Annotated in this window: 10 protein-coding genes; 2 read left to right on the top strand and 8 right to left on the bottom strand. The window is 70.5% G+C overall.

Features of this window, described 5'->3' with window-relative positions; translation table 11 throughout:
- Window positions 1–23: 23 nt before the first annotated feature.
- The 5 genes from AAIB33_RS18980 to AAIB33_RS18960 form a co-directional block, all read right to left on the bottom strand.
- The gene (locus AAIB33_RS18980) at window positions 24–5,984 is read right to left on the bottom strand and encodes an Ig-like domain-containing protein (RefSeq protein WP_345801515.1); all 5,961 of its coding nucleotides are present in this window, start codon (window positions 5,982–5,984) and stop codon (window positions 24–26) included.
- A 16-nt stretch (window positions 5,985–6,000) separates the two neighbouring features.
- Window positions 6,001–7,134 (bottom strand): serine/threonine-protein kinase, encoded by a 1,134-nt coding sequence (locus AAIB33_RS18975; RefSeq protein ID WP_345801514.1) that lies wholly within the window; start codon window positions 7,132–7,134, stop codon window positions 6,001–6,003.
- A 121-nt stretch (window positions 7,135–7,255) separates the two neighbouring features.
- On the bottom strand, window positions 7,256–7,912 hold the full coding sequence (locus tag AAIB33_RS18970; protein ID WP_345801513.1) for a spermidine/putrescine ABC transporter substrate-binding protein: 657 nt from the start codon (window positions 7,910–7,912) through the stop codon (window positions 7,256–7,258).
- 47 nt (window positions 7,913–7,959) lie between these two features.
- Entirely contained in the window at window positions 7,960–8,445 is a 486-nt protein-coding gene (locus tag AAIB33_RS18965; RefSeq protein WP_345801512.1) for a hypothetical protein, read from the bottom strand.
- Window positions 8,446–8,508: 63 nt separating this feature from the next.
- A complete protein-coding gene (locus AAIB33_RS18960; protein ID WP_345801511.1) occupies window positions 8,509–9,585 on the bottom strand; it encodes an ABC transporter in 1,077 nt (358 codons plus the stop codon).
- A gap of 130 nt (window positions 9,586–9,715) precedes the next feature.
- Between AAIB33_RS18960 and AAIB33_RS18955 the strand changes: the two genes are divergently transcribed.
- Entirely contained in the window at window positions 9,716–10,330 is a 615-nt protein-coding gene (locus AAIB33_RS18955) for a hypothetical protein (RefSeq protein WP_345801510.1), read from the top strand.
- Window position 10,331: 1 nt separating this feature from the next.
- On the opposite strand, the gene AAIB33_RS18950 is transcribed toward AAIB33_RS18955, so the two are convergent.
- The 3 genes from AAIB33_RS18950 to rpoB all read right to left on the bottom strand — a co-directional run bounded on the left by AAIB33_RS18950 (window position 10,332) and on the right by rpoB (window position 18,508).
- On the bottom strand, window positions 10,332–10,946 hold the full coding sequence (locus tag AAIB33_RS18950) for a hypothetical protein (protein ID WP_345801509.1): 615 nt from the start codon (window positions 10,944–10,946) through the stop codon (window positions 10,332–10,334).
- Between the two features lie 148 nt (window positions 10,947–11,094).
- Entirely contained in the window at window positions 11,095–14,967 is a 3,873-nt protein-coding gene (locus tag AAIB33_RS18945) for a DNA-directed RNA polymerase subunit beta' (protein WP_345801508.1), read from the bottom strand.
- A gap of 46 nt (window positions 14,968–15,013) precedes the next feature.
- The gene (rpoB, locus tag AAIB33_RS18940) at window positions 15,014–18,508 is read right to left on the bottom strand and encodes a DNA-directed RNA polymerase subunit beta (protein ID WP_345801507.1); all 3,495 of its coding nucleotides are present in this window, start codon (window positions 18,506–18,508) and stop codon (window positions 15,014–15,016) included.
- 277 nt (window positions 18,509–18,785) lie between these two features.
- Between rpoB and AAIB33_RS18935 the strand changes: the two genes are divergently transcribed.
- Window positions 18,786–21,410 carry a DUF4062 domain-containing protein gene (locus AAIB33_RS18935; RefSeq protein WP_345801506.1) on the top strand — a complete coding sequence of 875 codons (2,625 nt, stop codon included), beginning with the start codon at window positions 18,786–18,788 and terminating at the stop codon, window positions 21,408–21,410.
- Window positions 21,411–21,449: the final 39 nt, after the last annotated feature.

The raw sequence follows: 21,449 nt of genomic DNA, 5'->3' as shown, positions 1-21,449 counted from the left end.
TCCTTCGGGGGTCGGGGGGAGAGTCAGGGGGTGGGCGTCGGAGTGGGGGTGGGCTCCGGCGTCGGGTCCGGCGGACTGTTCGGCGTGCAGTCGGCGCCGAACGTGCTCGTGGCGTCGGCGAGGCTCCAGCCCTGGGCGCTCCAGCTCACGGTGACGCGGATGCCCTCGACGCGCACGGCGCCGCGCGGCACGTCCCACGTGTCGGCGGTGTACGGCAGCACCTTGCCGTTCTTGTCGTAGTAGGTCAGGTTTCCGTTGCCGAACGAGACGGTCGGCTTGCCCTTCGCGGTGTTCGACGAGTCGCCGCGCGCGACGAGCTTGCCGCCGCCGTCGCACGACGGCACCCACCACGTCGACTGCAGCTGGAAGGGCGCGCTCCCGGCGGCGGGGACGACGGTCGCCCACGGCGTCGCGGTGCCCCACCAGTCGTGCACGTACCGCACCTGGATGGCCGGGTCGCGGTCGAAGACCGTGGTCGGCCATCCCGTGAGCTCCGCGTGGTTGCGGTTGGGTGGATTCTCGGTCGAGCTCGGCTGAGAACGGATGACCCACTCGGCGCGGTTGCCGGCGACGTTCGGGCTGCCGTCGACCTGGAACGTCCAGCCCTTGGGCGCCTTCCCGCTCTGCACGGCGCGGACGCTCTGCGACGCCGTCACGCGCCCGAACGACTTCCCGTCGTACCAGGAGTCGACGCACAGCGTGAAGCGGTACTCCTCGCCGTCGGGAAGGCCCGTGAAGACCGCCGTCGCGCCGTCGGCCGTCGTGTCGCAGCGCTCGCCGTCGCGCACGATGCCGTAGCGGAGGCTCGACCCGTCGCCGTTGAGCGCCGCCGAGCCGCGCGCCGTCACCGTCGAGGTGCCGTCGCCGTTGGAGTCGGAGCTGAGGGTCAGCACGGGGTCGAGCGGAGCGCCGATGCCGTTCGACCACACCGTGACGGCGGAGCCCGACTGCGTGCCGGTGAGTCCGGGGGGCAGCTCGAACCGCGAGTACGGCGTGACGGTGATGGGCGACGACGAGTTCGTGCCGACGCGGTACGAGGAGATGTCGAGGCGGTCCTGGCCGGGCCGCACCGGCACCCGCGAGGTCTCGCCGTTGGGGCTCGCGATCTCGATGCCGCCCGTCTGGGACGTGTCGACGCCCGCGATGCTGAGCGAGACCACGCCGCCGTCGCCCTGCGTCACGACCGGCCGCACGGTGATCGTGCTCGGCGCGGCGGGCGGGTTGTACGCCCATGCCACGGTCTTCACGCTGCCGCGCGACTCGCCCACGGCATTGACGGCGACAGCCTCGTACGTGCGCTGCTCGCCGTTGGGCGCTGCGATGGGCTGGCACGAGCCGTCGGCCGCGCAGCGCGAGACCTCCTGCCCCTCCGACCGCACGACGAAGCCGGTCAGGGCGGGGTAGGCCAGGCGCGACTCGCCGGGATCGACGCGCAGCGTCACCGTGCCGTTCGCGTACGCCGTCTGCGCGATGCTCGCCGGAGTCTTGGGGAAGCCCTGCAGGTCGAGGAGCAGCCGGCCGTCGCGTTCGGCGTTGGTACGCCGGCCCTGGGCGTCCTGCACTGAGAAGCTCGCGCTGCACGTCGCGCCCGGGGCATCCTGCGTCCACGACGCGACGACCGAGGAAGCCGAGGCGACCTGGAAGCTCACGCCGACGCAGGCACCGGTCGGCCGCACGTCGACCACCTCGAGGGGCGTGTGCGGCAGCGGGTTGACCTCGCCCGGTGCCCCGACGACGGTGATCGTGCACGAGAACCCGGATGCCTCGGAGCACTGCTGCACCGCCGAGCCGCCCTGCGGGAGGGTCGAGGGTGCCGCGCCGACGCGCAGGATGAGTCGGGCGGGTGCGACCGCGCTGTGGCTCGTGACTGACACGACCGCCGCCTCCTCCGCACCGGGCACCGCCCGGTCGGCCCCAGTGATCGTGAGCGTGTGCCCGGACAGCGACACGGCGAAGGCGGAGCCCGGATAGTCGACGGCGTATTGGATCCCCTCCCAGTCCTCGCGGAGCTGCCACGTCGTCATCTGCTCGAGATCGAACGTGGCGGTCTCGCCGGGGCCGACGGTGAGCGACGCGGGATGCAGCTCGGGCTGCGGCTCGAGCGCGTGGACGACGATCGGCACCGACAGGTAGGTCCAGTCGTCCTGACCGGCGATGCGAACCGGCACCTGGCAGGCATCCGCCCACGGAGCCCCCTCGCCGGCGTCGTAGCGCACCGAGGTGCCGGATTCGAGGGAACAGGATGCCGCGCTGCGCGCGCCCGAGGCGCGCACGTCGTCGCCCACCTCGAGCCGGCTTCCCGGCGGCCGGGCGACGAGCGACGCCATGTCGAACGTGACGGACTGCAGCTCGTCGACCTCGGGGGTCTGCGCGCCGCTGCGGAGCGCGAGCGACAGGTCGTCGTCGCCGGGGACGCGGAGGAAGGCGTAGGTCGTGACCGGTCCCGAGGCGCCCTCACCCGTGACGGCGAAGGGGATGATCCGGGTCGTCGCGGGCAGGTCTCCGCTGAGCTTGCGTCCCTTGACCGTGACGCCGTCGGGGTCGCCCCACAGGCTCAGGGTGAGGTCGGCCACATCGCCGCCGGCCCACGTCGCCTTGCCCGCGAGCACGTCGACGCCGCGCTCGAAGTCGTCGCGGTTCTCGACGGTCAGCACCGTGTCGGCGACGACGGGGAAGTCGGGCACGCTCTCACGCACGACCTTCACGACGATGAGCCCTCGACCGGTGTTGCCCGAGCTGGAGACCACGTCGTAGAGGAAGGACATCGTCGCGGGATCCGTGCCGGCGCGGATGAGCACTGTCGCGTCGGACTGCGACTGGATGAGCCCGTCGAGGCGCTGATACTCGGGGTTGGGCGACCCGTCGCCGAGGGTCGCCGTGACGTCCGGCCGGACGCCGGTGAGCGTCAGGCCCCCCATCGTCGGGTCGATGTCGTTGGAGAGCGGGCTGACCCGGATCGTGCTGTCGGCACCCGCCTGCACCTGCACGTAGTCGGTGAAGGTGATGGGGCTCGGGTTGGACTGCCCGTCGAGGACGCCGATGCGCACGGTGCCCTCCCCGGTGGCGCCGAAGGCGTCGACGACGCGGTAGCGGAACGACACCTGCCCGCGGTATCCCGGAACGCTCGAGTACTGGATCGACGTGCCGTCGGCAGAGATCGTGGCGGCACCGCTGTTCGGCTGGCTCACGATGCGGTCGAGGGTCACGACGTCGCCGTCGGGATCCATGCCGAAGCCGTCGAACTCGATGACGGTGGACTGGCCGCTCAGCACGCGTCCCTCGAGTGTCTCGGGCAGGGGCGCCCGGTTGGCGTCGTCGGGCAGCACCTGGATGCGCACATCGGCGGTGTCGGCGAGGGTGGGCGAGCCGGTCGTGTAGACGGAGTACTCGACCCCGTACTCCCCCGGCTCGGTCGGCGCGAGGTAGCGCAGCGTGTCGCCGGAGGCGAAGGCGAGCGCCGAGTCGGTCGACGAGACGATGGATGCCGGGTTGAGCGTGGGACGCCCGCCGGCCGGGGCGATGTCGTTGTCGAGCACCGGGATGTCGACCTGCTCCCCCGCGCGCACGACGACCGTGTCGTCCACGGCGATGGGAGCGAGCTCGGGTGCGGGCGGGAGGAGGTAGACCGTCGCCTCGCCCTGCACGCTCGCCCCGCGGTCCTGGGTGCCGTCGCTGATCGTGTAGCCGACGGTGCCGAGGCGCCCCGCCGCGCCCGAGGCGGTCGTCCCCGACACGCGCAGATAGTTCTGGCCGACGGCGTCGACCGACAGGGACGAGCCGTCGTCGGCGTGCGCCACGACATCGCTCAGCAGCAGCACGCGCCGCGTCGGATTGGAGACCGCCGCGAAGACGTCGAGGGTGGCATCCTCCTGCGGATGCACGAAGGCGATGACGGGGGCCGTCGCGAGCTCGGGGGGCGCGTCGGCGGGGAGGATCGTGATGCGGGCGGTGCCGTCGGCGTCGCTGATCCCGTCGCTCACGGTGAAGCCGACCCGGAACGTGCCGGGGCTGCGAGCGGTGAAGTCGAATCCCGTCGTGCCGCCCACGACGGTCGCGGTCGCCGTGGCTCCGTCGAGGACGCGGACGGACGCGAGCGACAGCGCACCCGCCGTGCCCGTCACATGCGGCGCGACGTCGACGGTCAGGCCCGCGTCGATGGTGTCGACGACGGCGAAGGACTGCACGGCCAGTTTCGGCTCGGGCGAGACGCGCACGATGAGCGACTTCGTCGTCGTCTGACCGCGCGTGTCGGAGACCGTGACGGCGAGCTCCACGAGCTGCTCCCCGCCGCTGCCGTCGTCGGCGTGCTGGTAGACGACGTCACCGGCGGGCGTCGCGGCGACGCTGCCGACGCCGGAGCGGTTCTCGACCGAGAGGAGCAGCAGCGGGTCGCCTTCGGGGTCGACCCAGCCAGGAAGCACGGGCACGGTGACCGTGCCGCCCCGGGCGACCTCGGGCTCTGGCCACGGGACGAGGCATCCCTCGACTCCGCACCAGGCGGGGGCCGACTCGACGCTCTCGCCGGCGACCTCGACCGTCACGGTCGTCGGTTCGGAGACGAGGCCGCCCTCGCTCGTGCCGTCGGTCACGGCATACGTGAAGGTCGCCGCTCCGGTCGCGCCCGGAGCGACCCTGACGGCGAGGCGCTGCCCGTCGTCGGTGATGAAGACAGTCCCGAAGCCGGGGTCGAGCCCCGTGACGGACGTGGGGTCGATCGACAGCACGTCCTCGTTCGGGTCGTGGTCGTTCATGAGCACGGGGAGGGTCACGAGGCTTCCCGCGCGGACGCCGAAGCTGTCGGGCTCGGCGACGGGCGGCTTGGGATCGATCATGATCGTCAGCTGCTCGTCGCTCGGCTGCGCCTCGGGGTTGGTGCGATCGTCGAGCGACCAGTCCTGACTCGAGGCGACGAGGGCGCCGTCGGGGACCGTCCAGACCCAGCCGCTTCGGGTCTCGTTGAGGATGACGGCGGCATCCGTCGCGACGAACTGCGGCCGGCGGTCGTCGCTCAGCGTGCCGGCGGCGTAGTCGAGCTGCTTCTGGCCCGACCGCGAGCTCCACAGCACGCCGTCGCCCGTGCCCTGGGGAAGCCACGCGGCGAACTCCTCGCCGTCGTGCCCGATGGGGCGCGCCGGTGTGCCGAGGGAGTCGGTGCCGTTGCCGAGCTCGGTCTTCACCCGCGAGCCGTCGACCGCGATGCTCACGAGCCCCGTCTCGTCGGCGAGGTACACGGACCTGCCCGACGGATCGGGCTCGCTCACCACGACCGAGCCCGTCGTCCCGGCCTTCACCGCGCTGTCGCCACCGCGCAGCCAGACGTCGCCGTCGTCGGCGTCGACGACAGCCCACGCGTCGCCCGCGGCCGTGATGGCGGGAGTCGCGAGCCCGTCCACCGCCAGCGGGTCCCGCCCGCTCACCTTCGACGAGGGGATGTCGTAGCGGAGAACGGATGCGTCGGCGCGGGAGTAGCTGAAGAGCATGCCGCGCGCGTCGACCGCGATCGCGTCGGCCGTGTACTGCGGGGCGTCCTCCGCGTCGGAGGGGAACGGGTCGAGCTGTGTCGACTCCCCCGACGACAGGCGCCCCACGAACACGGCGCCCGAGTCCGTGCGGTACGCCACGAAGTCGCCCGCCGTGGCGACGTCGGTCGTTCCCGCGGGCGTCGAGGGCGAGGCGCGCAGCGACTCCTCGTCGAGATCGACCGGCATCGACGCGTCGATCTTCGTCAGCTTGCTGTAGCTGTCCGAGAAGAGGAACGCGCCCTCCGAGGTCTCGGCCACCTCGCTCGGGTTGCTGATGCTCCGCACGGTGTCGAGCTCGCCGACGCTCGTGTTCACGCGGGCGTAGCGGCGTCCGTCGGCCGTCTGCAGCGCCCACACCGAGGTGTCGACGTCGGGCGTCTCCTGCGCGTCCAGGCCGGGCCAGACGACGCTCGCGACGACGACGAGGGCGCCTGCCGCCACCGCCGCAGCGATGCCGGCCATCGTTCGGCGCCGCATGTCAGAGCACCCCCGTGACGGCGAGGGCGACGACGACGGCTCCGAGCGCGACCACGACGGCCACACCCGCGACGATCCAGGGCAGCACACGACGACGTGCGACAGGGGATGCCGAGATCTCGGTGTCCTCGTCGCGCGCGAGCGACGCGACCCCCGTGCCGGGCTTCGTCTTGCGGCGCTCCGCGTGCTCGACGTGGCTTCGCGTCGCTCCGCGCATCGTCGAGTCGGCGAAGTCGACGGGAGTGGATGCCGCCGCCCACTCGTCCACGGGCACTTCGAGCGCCGTCGGCAGGAAGCCGAGCTCGGACTGCACGCCGCGGAGGGCCTCCGCGAACTCCCGGGCCGAGGCGTAGCGCCGGGCCGGATCGCGGCTCATGGCCTGCGCGAGCACGTCCTGCAGCGCCTGCGGCACGTCGGTGCGGGCGATGGGTGTGTAGCTCGCCCGCGCGATGCGGCGGCGGAGCTGCTCCTTGGTGTTCTGACCGCGCTCGCGCCGCTCGAACGGGCTGTGCCCCGCGAGCAGGGAGTAGACGGTCGCGCCGAGGCTCCAGATCTCGCTCGCGACAGTGCCGGCGGTCTGCTCGGCGACGACCTCGGGCGCGCTCCACGGGATCGACATCGCCAGCACCTCGTCGGCGGTCGCGCGCGAGAGCGACGACGAGATGCCGAAGTCGGCGAGCACCGGCGCCCCGAACGTCGTCACGAGGATGTTGCTGGGCTTCACGTCGCGGTGCACGAGGCCGGCGCGGTGCGCCGACTCGAGGGCGCTCGCCATGCGCACGCCGATCTCGAGCACCTCGGGCACGGGCAGGCGCTCGATGCGGTAGCGCTGCGCGAGCGAGCCGGGGCAGTACTCCATCACGATGTACGGGCGGCCGTCGGCCGAGATGCCGGCCTGGTAGACGGTGACGATGGAGGGATGCGCCGAGAGGTGCGCGAGCACGTCGGCCTCGGCGTTGAACATGCGCCGCAGCTCGGGGTCGCGCACGTCGCTCGGCAGCACCTTGACCGCGACATCGCGGCGCGGCATGTCCTGTTCGTAGAGGAACACGTCGGCGAAGCCGCCCGAGCCGAGCGGCCGGATGTAGGTCAGCCCCGGAAGGATCGGGGGTGCCGAAGGAAGGCGTGTGGCCATCCTGACCTCCCCAGCATCCAGGACCGCCGACGGCGGCGGGCGAGCGCGCGCTCTGCAAACTTCGTCATGCTAACAAACGCGCCTGAAACGCCCCCGGGAGCATCCACCCCTGTGGACGGAGTCAGCCGGCCGGCGGATCGTTCGGATCGAACGGCGCGTCGAGCGAGCGCGTGAGCTCCTGCAGCATCGCCTCGATCTGCGGCTCGACGTACTGGCCGATCGCCGACTGGATGCGCAGGCGATGGTGCAGGAGGATCGTGCACACCTCGCGGCCGACCATGTTGGCGTAGTCGTCGGCGAGGCCGACCTCCTGCCGGAGGGCCGCCTTCGCGTCGTCGCTCAGGGGCGGAAGGGCCGGGATGTCGGCATCCACCTCCTCCGCGAGCCCCGAGATCGTGAACAGGAAGGGCGCCCCGGGAACCGGCTCGGGATCCAGCGGGAGACCCTCGTACTCGGGCTCGAGCCCCTCGGACGGACGGTAGCTGCGGGCGCGGTTGCGGGCCGCCTGCTGGTCGAGCTCCGCCTGCAGCATGGGCAGGTTGCGCGCGGTGTACTCCGCGACCGAGTGGTCGACGATCGTCTTGATGCGGGTCGAGAGTCCGTGCTGCACGCCGTGCGGCACATCGGAGCCGAGACCCGCCGCGGACAGGACGGGCGATCCGAAGCAGCGACGGCACGGAGCGACCCGGCCCCGGTGCGTCGAGGGCTCCCAGCGGGGAAGCCATTTCAGCCAGGCGTCCACCGCCTGGCTGACCTGGGTCTCGAGCGACCGCTCCACGGTGTCAACGGTATCCGGTACAGGCCTGATCCGCCGGGTTTTCCGGACTACTCGTCGTCGGGGTTCTCCCACGGCCACCGCGGCCGGCGCGCCGAGGTGCGCACGAGCGCCACCGCGCTCCACGAGCAGATGAGGGCGGATGCCGCCACCACGACCCCGAACCACGAGGTGAGGAAGCCGCCCGCCGCACCGGTCGCGGCAGCCACATCGGCGCCCGACACCACGGCGCCGAACCAGACTCCGAGCGGATACGCGAGCATGACGACGAGCGTCGTGACCGCCGCGAGCCAGTAGGAGGGGTGTGGATGCCGCGTCCCCACGTCGACGCACAGTGCGAACCCGCCCGTCGCGAAGATCGTGCCCATGATGCCGGGCGCCTGCCCGAGTCCCGGCACCGACAGCACGTCCTCGTCCAGGACGAGGCTCGTCATCCCGAGTCCGAAGATCAGGAGCGCGACGAACGCCGCGGTCGTCAATCCGAGGGCGACCGCCGGGCGCACGTGCCCGTGCTGGGGAGGACGATCAGCCGTCACCTTTCGACGATACGTCCGCGCGCGACCGCGCGACCGGACGCTCAGCGCTTCGTCAGGCCGCTCTCACTGACGGTAGAGCTGCGGCCCCGCCTCGAGCGTCCGCTCGTACTCCCGCATCGCCTCGGTGTTGAGCTCCGTGACGCGCTTGCCCCGCGCGGCGGCCCAGGCGCCGAACCAGATCGTCAGCTCGCGGCCGATGATGAACGCGATCACCGCGAGCGGGGCGAAGAGGTTGTCCTTCAGCAGCTGGAGACCCTCCGTCGGCGTGAGGCGCCAGAAGGGGGCCTGGAAGTACTCGCCGAGGATGAACCCGAACCAGCTCAGGACGCCCACGAAGAGGCCGAAGATGACCCAGTGGCCCCACCGGCCGCGGTTGATGATCGCCCCGAGCAGCCAGAACGAGAAGAAGAAGACGACGACGGGCGTCCAGAAGATCCACGACGTCAGCGCGGCGGTGATGGCCGTGACGGCGTTCTCGGCCGTCAGGCCGCCCTGCGGGCGGGTCCCCCCGAGCTCGGTGCCGAGGAAGAAGACGCAGAACAGCCACGCGGCGAGGTACAGCACCGCGAAGGACAGCGCGGCGAGCAGGCCGATCGCCCCGGCCGCGGCACGGTTGCCACGGGGACGCGGCGCCTCGGGCGCCTGCACGAAGATCGGCTGCGGCGCGACGGCGGCCGGGGCGACGGCGGCCGGAGCGACAGCCGCCTCGGTGGCGACGGGCTCGCTCGGCGCGACGGCGGGCGCCACGACGGTCGGGGCGGCGGGATCGTAGGCGGCCTGCGCGACGCTGCTCTGCGCGGCCGGCTCGTCGTCGCCGGCGGAGGCCGCGTTGTAGGCGGCAGTGTAGGCGGCGGCGTCCGTGATCTCGTCGTCGGTCGTCTCGGGCGCGGCGGCCTCGGGCACCGGTGCGACGGCGGGCTCGGGCGCGGCGGGCTCGTGGGCGGCCTGTTCGTGGACGGCGGGCGCTTCGGCCGCGGGTTCGGCGGCGGCGGGCTCCTCGGCGGGCCGATCGGCGTCGGTCACGGCGTCGCGACCGGCGGCCTCGGCATCCACGAGTCCCTCGTTGGCACTGCCGACGACATCGTCGACCGGCTTCGGCTCGGCCACGGGCTCGCCGTAGGACGACTGGGGCTCACTCATCGGATGCACTTCCTCACACGGGACCGGTCCCCGCACAGCGAGGGTAGCGCGCGGCTCCGGCATGCCCGCGGAGGCATGCCGCGGCGATTCGCCGCGGATTCGCGGGCGCGGCGCGGCTAGGGTGAGCGCCATGCCTCACCTCGCAGCGGCTCGGGCTCGGCGCACGATCGCCGTCGGCGCGGCATCCCTCGCCCTTCTCGCCGTCCTGTGCGCGTGCGCGCCGGAGTCCGACGGCGCGTCGGCCGGGACGCCCTCGTCGACGTCCGACTCCACCCCCGCTGAGAGCGGCGCGGCGACGCCGACGCCGACTCCCTCCGCGACGCCGAAGGCGAAGATCCCCACCGACTGCCGGGAGATGCTCACCGACGACGTGCTGGCGCAGCTCGAGGGCGTGCCGCTCAACGACCCGGCGTTCGGGCCGTCGGGGCCGCAGCCCGACGGGAGCCTGATCTGCATCTGGGCCGATCCGGCGGCCGACACGACCGGCCTCAACACGTCGATCACCTACGTCGCGCGCGGTCCGGCGCTCGACATGCTCAACGACCTCGCCGCCACGGTCGGCTTCACCTGCTACACGCCCGACGGCGGGACGCGGTGCGAGAAGACGTGGCCGAACGGGACGTATCCGGTCACCGACGGGCGCACCCTGTTCTGGCGCGACGACATCCTCATCGACACGAAGTACTCCAACCTCGCGCCCACCGGCTACACGTCGGCGATCGTCGACCACATCTGGCCGGCGTAGCTCAGCCCCACACGAACGCGGCGAGGCGTGCCGTGAACGCCTCCGGCATCCACCCCGTCTCGATGCTCGAGAGCCACAGGCCGTCGCGCACCGCGTGCTCCTCCAGAACGCCGCCGGACGTACGGCGGCAGAGCGTTCCGCTCGCGAACGCCTCGCACGAGAAGCCCTGGCCGCGCAGCGACGCATCGGCGACGGTGGCGGCGTCCGCGCCGACGCGGGCGAGCGTCGAGACGATCGTGCCCTGCGGACCCTTCCACTGGCATGTCACCCGCACGGCGGGCTGGAGCGCGTCGATGAGCGCCGCGGCCGACGTCGGCGGCAGCGACAGGTTCTGCGTCAGCAGCACGTTCGGCGACCACGCGAGCTCCGACCACAGCGGGCCGGGGTACAGGTCGCGGCAGTCGATCTCGTCCGACCCGTCGAGGGCGATCGCTCCGACCGGCAGGCCGGATGCAGCCACGGGCGCCGAGGTCGCCGCACGCAGGGTGTCTCCGACGAACTCCACCGTGCCCGGCACGGCCGGCGCCGCGAGGTAGACGAGCGCGCCGACGACACCCGCGCACACGAGGCCCGCAGGCCACGCGAGCCACAGGTTGCGACCCCCGATCCGCGCCATCCGCCCTCCCCCTCCACGGTAAGCGGCACCGGCGACACCGCCCGCGCGGCGCGCGGCCGGCGGGTACGACGAAGGCCCCGGCGCGAGCCGGGGCCTTCGGAAAGGGTCTGAGTGGATGCCCCGCCGCGGCGAGGCATCCACTCACCTCTCAGTTGTAGTTGCCGGAGAAGTCGTCCGTCGAGAACGAGTCGAAGTCGACGTAGCTCAGGTCGGCGTCGGAGTACGCGCCGTCCGAGGCGAAGATGCGGTTGGGGTACCGCTCGCTCTTGGCCTCCTCCGTCGCCTCGACAGCGACATTGCGGTACTTCGCAAGGCCGGTGCCGGCGGGGATGAGCTTTCCGATGATGACGTTCTCCTTGAGGCCGACGAGCGGGTCGCTCTTGCCCTCCATCGCCGCCTGGGTGAGGACGCGCGTCGTCTCCTGGAACGACGCGGCCGACAGCCACGACTCCGTCGCGAGCGACGCCTTCGTGATACCCATGAGCTCGGGACGACCCGACGCGGGGCGCTTGCCCTCGCCGACGGCCTCGCGGTTGATCGACTGGTAGCGCTTGAAGTCGACGAGCTCGCCGGGCAGCAGGGTCGTGTCGCCGTGGTCGACGACGGTGACCTTGCGGAGCATCTGGCGGACGATGACCTCGATGTGCTTGTCGTGGATCGGCACACCCTGCGAGCGGTAGACGCCCTGGACGCCGTTGACGAGGTACTTCTGCACCTCGCGGGCACCCATGACACGCATGACCTCCTTGGGGTCGAGCGTGCCCACCAGGATCGGCTGGCCGACGGTGACGTGCTGGCCGTCCTCGACCAGAAGCGTCGCACGCTTCAGGACCGGGTAGACGTGCGGCTCGTCGCCGTTGTCGGGCGTGAGGATGACCTTCTTGGACTTCTCGGTCTCGTCGATCGTGATGCGACCGTCCGACTCCGCGATCGGCGACGCGCCCTTGGGGGTGCGGGCCTCGAAGAGCTCCTGCACGCGGGGAAGACCCTGCGTGATGTCGTCGGCCGAGGCCGAACCACCCGTGTGGAACGTGCGCATCGTCAGCTGCGTGCCGGGCTCGCCGATCGACTGGGCGGCGATGATGCCCACCGCCTCGCCGATGTCGACGATCTTGCCGGTCGCGAGCGAACGGCCGTAGCACTTCGCGCAGACACCGACGGCCGAGTCGCACGTGAGCACCGAGCGGACCTTGATGGTCTCGACACCGGCATCCACCAGCTTGTCGATCAGCACGTCGCCCACGTCGTCGCCCGCCTCCGCGAGGACGTTGCCCTGCGCGTCGACGACCTCGGCCGCGAGCGTGCGGGCGAACACCGAGTTCTCGACGTTCGGGTCCTTGACCAGCGCGCCGCCCAGACCCTGCGAGGCGATCGGGAGCTCGAGGCCCTTCGTCGTACCGCAGTCCTCCTCGCGGATGATGACATCCTGCGAGACGTCCACCAGTCGACGCGTGAGGTAGCCCGAGTCGGCCGTACGGAGGGCCGTGTCGGCCAGACCCTTGCGGGCACCGTGCGTCGCGATGAAGTACTCCGCCACCGACAGACCCTCGCGGTACGAGGAGATGATCGGACGGGGGATGATCTCACCCTTGGGGTTGTTCACGAGGCCGCGCATACCCGCGATGTTGCGGATCTGCAGCCAGTTACCACGAGCGCCGGACGACACCATGCGGTTGATCGTGTTGTCCTCGGGGAAGTTGTCGCGCATCGCCTTCTGCACGGCATCCGTCGCCTCGGTCCAGATCTTGATGAGCTCCTGACGACGCTCGGCGTCGGTCGTGAGACCCTTCTCGAACTGGCCCTGGACCTTCGCGGCCTGCTGCTCGTAGCCCGCGACGATCTCCGCCTTGTTCGGCGGGGTCAGGATGTCGGACAGCGCAACGGTGACACCCGAACGCGTGGCCCAGTAGAAGCCGGCGTCCTTGATGCGGTCGAGCGACGCCGCGACCTCCACCTTCGGGTACTCCTCGGCGAGCTTGTTCACGATCTGCGACAGCTTGCCCTTGTCGGCCTGCTCGCGGACGAACGGGTAGCCCTTGGGGAGCGTGTCGTTGAAGATCGCCTGGCCGAGCGAGGCGTCCACGAGCCCGTGGCGCTCGTAGCCCTCGGGGGCGTCGCCCTCGAGGAACGTGAGGCCGGGGACGCGGATGCGGACCTTCGCCTGCAGGTCGAGGGTGCCCTCGTCCTTCGCCAGGATCGCCTCGCCGACCGAGCCGAACACGCGACCCTCACCGACGGCGCCGTCCTTGACCGTCGTCAGGTGGTGCAGACCGATGATCATGTCCTGTGAGGGCAGGGTCACCGGGCGGCCGTCCGACGGCTTCAGGATGTTGTTCGACGCGAGCATCAGGATGCGGGCCTCGGCCTGAGCCTCGACCGACAGCGGCAGGTGCACGGCCATCTGGTCACCGTCGAAGTCCGCGTTGAAGGCGGCGCAGACGAGCGGGTGCAGCTGGATGGCCTTGCCCTCGACGAGCTGAGGCTCGAAGGCCTGGATGCCGAGGCGGTGCAGCGTGGGCGCGCGGTTGAGGAGCACGGGACGCTCGCGGATGATCTCCTCGAGCACATCCCAGACCTCGGGACGCGTGCGCTCGACGGCGCGCTTGGCCGCCTTGATGTTCTGCGAGTGACCGAGGTCGATCAGGCGCTTGATGACGAACGGCTTGAACAGCTCGAGGGCCATCTGCTTGGGCAGACCGCACTGGTGGAGCTTGAGCTGCGGTCCGACGATGATGACCGAACGGCCCGAGTAGTCCACGCGCTTACCGAGCAGGTTCTGGCGGAAGCGACCCTGCTTGCCCTTCAGCATGTCGCTGAGGGACTTGAGGGCGCGGTTGCCGGTGCCCGTGACGGGACGGCCGCGACGGCCGTTGTCGAAGAGCGCGTCGACGGCCTCCTGCAGCATCCGCTTCTCGTTGTTCACGATGATCTCGGGGGCGCCGAGGTCGATGAGGCGACGGAGACGGTTGTTGCGGTTGATGACGCGACGGTAGAGGTCGTTCAGGTCGGAGGTCGCGAAGCGGCCGCCGTCGAGCTGGACCATGGGGCGGAGCTCCGGCGGGATGACCGGAACCACGTCGAGCACCATCGAGGCGGGGCTCATGCCCGTGGTCAGGAACGAGTTGACGACCTTGAGGCGCTTGATCGCACGGATCTTGCGCTGGCCCTTGCCCTCGGAGATCTGCAGGTGCAGGTTCTCGGCCTCGGCGGCCAGGTCGAACGCCTGCAGGCGGCGCTGGATCGACTCCGCACCCATGTAGGCCTCGAAGTACTGGCCGAAGCGGTCCTGCAGCTCGTGGAAGATCTCGTCCTCGCCCTTCAGCGAGCCGACCTCGAGGTTGCGGAACTCCTCCCAGACGCGCTCGAGCTTGGCGATGGACTCGTCGGCGTTCTTGCGGATCGCCGCCATGTCCTTCTCGGCGGAGTCCTTGACCTTCTTCTTCTGGTCGGCCTTGGCGCCCTCGTCCTCGAGCGCCGCGAGCTCCTCCTCCAGCTTGGCGAGGCGCGTCGCGATCCGCGAGTCGCGGCGGTCGGCGAGCGTCTTGAGCTCCAGGCGGAGGTTGTTCTCGTGCGTCGGGAGGTCGCGGTGGCGGGCCTCCTCGTCGACCGAGATCACCATGTAGGCGGCGAAGTAGATGACCTTCTCGAGGTCCTTCGGCGCCATGTCGAGCAGGTACCCGAGGCGCGACGGGACGCCCTTGAAGTACCAGATGTGGGTGACGGGCGCGGCGAGCTCGATGTGGCCCATGCGCTCGCGGCGGACGGAGGACTTGGTGACCTCCACGCCGCAGCGCTCGCAGACGATGCCCTTGAAGCGGACGCGCTTGTACTTGCCGCAGGCGCACTCCCAGTCGCGGGAGGGTCCGAAGATCTGCTCTCCGAAGAGGCCGTCCTTCTCGGGCTTCAGCGTGCGGTAGTTGATGGTCTCGGGCTTCTTGACCTCGCCGTAGGACCAGCGACGGATGTCGTCGGCTGTGGCCAGGCCGATGCGAAGCTCATCGAACGTTGTTGCGTCGAGCACTAGTTCTCCTGTGTCTCTGTAAATCGCGTAATCGCTGTCGGCCGGATCAGATCTCGTCGATCGACGAGGACTCGAAGCGGCTGGAGATGTTGATGCCGAGCTCCTCGGCAGCGCGGAAGGCCTCGTCGTCGGTGTCGCGGAGGTTGACCGCCGTGCCGTCGGCCGAGAGGACCTCGACGTTCAGGCAGAGCGACTGCATCTCCTTCATGAGGACCTTGAACGACTCGGGGATGCCGGGCTCCTGGATGTTCTCGCCCTTGACGATCGCCTCGTACACCTTGACGCGGCCGAGGATGTCGTCGGACTTGATCGTGAGAAGCTCCTGGAGCGCGTACGCGGCGCCGTAGGCCTCGAGGGCCCACACCTCCATCTCACCGAAGCGCTGACCGCCGAACTGCGCCTTACCACCGAGCGGCTGCTGGGTGATCATCGAGTACGGGCCCGTCGAGCGCGCGTGGATCTTGTCGTCGACGAGGTGGTGCAGCTTCAGGATGTACATGTAGCCGACCGAGATGGGCGCCGGGAAGGGCTCGCCCGAGCGGCCGTCGAAGAGCTGCGTCTTGCCCGACGAGTCGATGAGGCGATCGCCGTCGCGCGTGAGGTTCGTCGAGTCGAGCAGACCCGCGATCTCCTCCTCGAACGCGCCGTCGAACACCGGCGTGGCGACCTTCGTGCCCGCGGGGGCCTCGAGGGCCTCCTCCGGCAGACGGACGGCCCACTCCGGGGTGCCCTCGACCTTCCAGCCCTGCTTCGCGATCCACCCGAGGTGGGTCTCGAGCACCTGGCCGAAGTTCATTCGACCCGGGATGCCGAGCGGGTTCAGGATGACGTCGACCGGCGTGCCGTCCGCGAGGAACGGCATGTCCTCGACGGGGAGGATCTTCGCGATGACGCCCTTGTTGCCGTGACGGCCGGCGAGCTTGTCACCCTCGGTGATCTTGCGCTTCTGGGCGATGTAGACCACGACGCGGCGGTTGACGCCCGAGCCGAGCTCGTCGTCGCCGTCCTCGGCGTTGAACTCCTTGACCGCGATGATCGTGCCCTGCTCACCGTGGGGGACCTTCAGCGACGTGTCGCGCACCTCGCGGCTCTTCTCGTTGAAGATCGCGCGGAGCAGGCGCTCCTCAGCCGACAGCTCGGTCTCGCCCTTGGGCGTGACCTTGCCGACGAGGATGTCGCCGGGACGCACCTCGGCGCCGATGCGGATGATGCCGCGCTCGTCGAGGTCCTTCAGCAGGTCGGGGCTCACGTTCGGCAGGTCGCGCGTGATCTCCTCCTTGCCGAGCTTCGTGTCACGGGCGTCGACCTCGTACTCCTCGATGTGGATCGAGGAGAGGGTGTCGTCCTTCACGAGGTTCTGGCTGAGGATGATCGCGTCCTCGAAGTTGTGACCCTCCCACGTCATGAACGCGACGAGGAGGTTCTTGCCGAGCGCGAGCTCGCCGTTCTCCGTCGCCGGGCCGTCGGCGATGACCTCGCCGGCCTCGATGCGGTCGCCCGCCGAGACGATGACGCGCTGGTTGTACGACGTGCCCTGGTTCGAGCGGTCGAACTTGCGCAGGAAGTAGTCCTGCGTGCCGCCCTCGTCGAGCTGGATCGTCACGACGTCGGCCGAGACCTCGACCACGACGCCCGAGCGCTCCGCGGTGACGACGTCGCCGGCGTCGATGGCCGCGAAGCCCTCCATACCGGTGCCGACGACCGGCGACTCGGAGCGGAGGAGCGGGACGGCCTGGCGCTGCATGTTCGCACCCATGAGGGCGCGGTTGGCGTCGTCGTGCTCGAGGAACGGGATGAGCGACGTCGCGACCGACACCATCTGGCGCGGCGAGACGTCCATGTAGCCGATCTCCTCGGCGTGGAACAGGTCGACCTCGCCACCCTGGCCGCGACGGGCGAGGACGCGGTCCTCGGCGAACGTGCCGTCGGCCGTGAGCTTGGCGCCGGCCTGGGCGACGATGTAGTCGCTCTCCTCCGAAGCCGTCAGGTAGTCGATCTGCTCGGTGACCTTGCCCTCGACGACGCGACGGTACGGCGTCTCGATGAAGCCGAACGCGTTGATGCGCGCGAACGAGGCGAGCGAGCCGATCAGGCCGATGTTCGGGCCTTCCGGGGTCTCGATGGGGCACATGCGGCCGTAGTGCGACGGGTGGACGTCACGGACCTCGACGCCGGCGCGCTCACGCGACAGGCCGCCGGGGCCGAGCGCCGACAGGCGGCGCTTGTGGGTCAGGCCCGCGAGCGGGTTGTTCTGGTCCATGAACTGCGACAGCTGCGACGTTCCGAAGAACTCCTTGATCGCGGCGACGACGGGGCGCACGTTGATCAGGGTCTGCGGCGTGATCGCCTCGATGTCCTGCGTCGTCATGCGCTCGCGGACGACGCGCTCCATGCGCGAGAGGCCCGTGCGGACCTGGTTCTGGATGAGCTCGCCCACGGCGCGGATGCGACGGTTGCCGAAGTTGTCGATGTCGTCGACGTCGAGACGGATCTCGGCGGCCTGGCCGTTGCGGATGCCGTCGAAGACGACGTCGCCGCGGTGGAGGCGGACGAGGTACTTGATCGTCGCGACGATGTCGTCGACCGTCAGGACCGACTCGCCCAGAGCGGCGTCGAGGCCGAGCTTCTGGTTGATCTTGTACCGGCCGACCTTCGCCAGGTCGTAGCGCTTCGGGTTGAAGTAGAAGTTGTCCAGCAGCGCGCGGGCGGCCTCGGCGGCGACCTGCTCGCCCGGACGGAGCTTGCGGTAGATGTCGCGGAGGGCGTCCTCCTTGGTGAGGATCGTGTCCTTCGAGAGCGTCTCCTCGATCGACTCGAAGCCCGCGAACTCGTTGAGGATGTCCTCGCTCGACAGGCCGAGGGCCTTAAGGAAGACGGTGACCGACTGCTTGCGCTTGCGGTCGATGCGCACGCCGACCTGGTCGCGCTTGTCGATCTCGAACTCGAGCCAGGCGCCGCGCGAGGGGATGATGCGCGCCGAGACGATGTCCTTGTCGGACGTCTTGTCGGGCGTGCGGTCGAAGTACACACCGGGCGAGCGGACGAGCTGCGACACGACGACGCGCTCGGTGCCGTTGATGATGAACGTGCCCTTGTCGGTCTGGAGCGGGAAGTCGCCCATGAAGACCGTCTGGGTCTTGATCTCACCGGTCTGGTGGTTCATGAACTCGGCCTCGACGTAGAGCGGGGCGGCGTACGTCTTGCCGCGCTCCTTGCACTCCTCGATGGAGTACTTCTCGGGCTCGAGGTAGGGGTTCGTGAACGAGAGCTGCATGGTCTCGCTCAGGTCTTCGATCGGCGAGATCTCCTCGAAGATCTCCTCGAGGCCGGAGACCTCGGGCACGTCCGTGCGACCGGCGGCCTGCGCGTCGGCGACGCGGGCCTTCCACGCCTCGTTGCCGACGAGCCAGTCGAAGGACTCGGTCTGCAGGGCGAGAAGGTCAGGGACCGTCAGCGTGTCGGAGATCTTGGCGAACGAGAGGCGGGAAGCTCCGCGGCCGTTCTTGGGGGTGGTGGTGGATGCGTTGCGCGCAGCAGCCAAGGGAATTCCTCCGTGAGCCCGTGAGGGCTCGTTTCCTTGTCGTCAGGGTGGAGTGCTCGATCGTCCCCGAAGTCTGCACGCCGCACACCGCGATGAAACGGGGGCACGCAAACACAGCCGACCACCATATGAGGGCAGGGGGAATCCAAGAGCGCAACTACCAACTATACGCGTTCCGACGCGCCATGTCCAGCCGCATTCTTGACGAGGGGTGGATGCTGCGGTATAACCGCGCTCGATGCTGACAGGTGGCGGGTTGTCGGGCCATGATGTGCACATGACTGGGCCCCATCGCCCGGTGATCCGCACGCCCGACCAGCGGATCCGGGTCTTCGTGAGCTCCACCCTTCGCGAGCTCGCCGACGAACGCCGCGCCGCCCGCGCGGCGATCGAACGCATGCGCCTCGCCCCGGTCATGTTCGAACTCGGCGCCCGCCCCCACCCGCCCCGCGAGCTGTACCGCTCCTACCTCGAGCAGTCCGACGTGTTCGTCGGGATCTACTGGGAGTCCTACGGCTGGGTCGCCCCCGACGAGCAGATCTCCGGCCTCGAAGACGAATACAACCTCGCCCCGCCCACGATGCCCAAACTCATCTACATCAAGGCATCCCAGAACCGCGAACCCCGCCTGAAAGACCTCATCGCCCGCATCCAGAAAGACGACTACGCCGCCTACCTCCCCTTCACCACCGCCGACGAACTCCACGACCGCATCGCCGACGACCTCGCCACCCTCCTCGCCGAACGCTTCGACGCCGCGGCCCGCGAGGAGCGGGGACCGGATGCCTCCCTGCAGGGCCTGCCCGTCGGCAAGATCCCCGTGCCCTATACCTCCACGATCGGGCGCGAGGAGGATCTGCGCCGCGTGCGAGAGGTGCTCGCGCGCGGCACCGACCGCGTGGTGAGCCTCGTCGGGCCGGGGGGCATCGGCAAGAGCCGGCTCGCGATCGAGGTCGCGCGGGCGAGCTCCGACCTGTTCCGCGACGGCGTCTACTTCGTCCTCCTCGAGGGCGTCCTCGAGCCCGGCCTCCTCCTCTCGACCATCGCCTACTCGCTGGGCGTGCGCGACAGCGGCGCGGTCGACCTCGAGGACCGCATCGCCCGCGCCCTCGAGGGGCGCCGGGTGCTCATCGTGCTCGACAACTTCGAGCAGATCGTGGATGCCGCCCCCGTGCTCGTGCGCCTCTACACCGCCGCGCCCCTGGCGACGTTCCTCGTGACGAGCCGCGTCGTGCTGCGCATCAGGGGCGAGCAGGTCTACGAGGTGGAGGCGCTCGCCTCCCCCGCGGCCGCGGAGCCGGCGACCCTGCCCCGCGCGCTGCGTTCGTCGGCGGTCGCCCTCTTCGTCGATCGCGCGCGAGCCGTCCGGCCCGACTTCGAGCTGGGCGAGGACAACGTCGCCGACGTCGTCGACATCTGCCGCCGCCTGGAGGGCCTCCCGCTCGCGATCGAGCTCGCCGCCGCGAAGGTGCGGGCGCTCAGCCCTTCCACGATCGACCAGCGGCTCGAGCAGAGCCTGCCGCTCCTCGCGGCCACCTCCCGCGACCTGCCCGAGCGCCACCGCACGATGCGGGCCGCGATCGACTGGAGCGTGAGCCTGCTCCCCGCCGTGCAGCGGGACCTCCTCGAAGACCTCGGCGTCTTCGCGATGCGCTTCACGCTCGACGCCGTCGAGGCCGTGAGCGAGGGCCGCTCGTGGCAGGGCGAGGTGATCGACGCGCTCGGCGCCGTCGTCGACGCATCCCTCGTGAAGCAGGTCGACGTGGGCGGGCGCTCGACCTTCGCGCTCCTGGGCATCGTGCGCGAGTACGCCCTCGCCCGCCTCGAACAGCGCGGCGAGGCGGACGCGATGCGACGCGCGCACGCCGACTACTACGCCGAGCTCGTGCGCCGGGCGTCGCCGCAGCTCCGCGGGGCCGCCCAGGTCGACACCGTGCGGCTCTTGAGCCTCGAGCTCTCCAATCTCCGCGCCGCCGTCCGGCACCTCGTCGCCAGCGACCGGCTCGACGACGCCGGCGACTTCGCGTGGGATCTCTTCGTCTACTGGTGGATCTCGGGCTTCTTCAGCGAAGTGCGCCTGTGGATGCTGGAGCTGCTCGCGAAGCGGCATCCCATCTCCACCCGCACGCGTGCCGTCGCCGTCTTCTTCACCGTGTGGGGCGAGATGTGGCGCCGGCCGTCCGAGGAGGTCATCGAACGGCTCGGCGAGTCGGCGCGCCTCTTCGAGGAGAGCGGGGATCAGGATGCCGCGGCCATGGCGCTCGCGGCGCGCGGGTCGACGCGCATGCGATTCCCCGACCTCGACATGCCCGCCGCGCAGGCCGAGGTGGAGCAGGCCCGCGAGGTGTTCCACCGCCTCGGCAACTGGTGGCTCGAGGCCCTGACGGACGTCGCGCTCGGGCTCCTCGCGATGGCGCGCGGCGAGTTCCCCGAGTCGCTCGACCACTTCGAGCGGGCGACCGCGATCGGCGTCCGCGAGCAGGACGCCTTCACACGGGTCGTCGCGGGCAACAACGTCGCCCGCGTGCGTCTGCTCGGCGGCGACGTCGCCGCGGCGGAGACCGAGTACCGGGCGACCCTGGAGCTCGCGGCGCTGCTGCACTACGACGAGGGCGCTCAGTACGCGCTCGAGGGCATGAGCGCGATCTCGGCCCTCAGGGGCGAGGCGTGGCGCGCCGGTGCGCTTTCTGCGGTGGCCGTCGCGATCCGCCAGCGGGTCGGACAGTACGACGTCGAGGGCTTCGCCGCGCACCGTGAGGCGCTCGAGCAGCTGCGCGCGAAGCAGCCCGAGGCCGTCGCCGCGGGCGAGCAGGCGGGCGGCGACATGAGCATCGCCGAGGCGTACGCGCTCGCCCTCCCCGACGCCGACGCGTCGGTGCGGCACGCCATCGCCCAGTGGTGAGCGGCCGAAACCCGCCGAGCCGCACGCGGGTGCATGACA

It is taken from the genome of Microbacterium sp. AZCO, from assembly GCF_039614715.1.
Lineage (GTDB): Bacteria > Actinomycetota > Actinomycetes > Actinomycetales > Microbacteriaceae > Microbacterium.
This window is presented reverse-complemented; position numbering and strand designations above follow the sequence as displayed.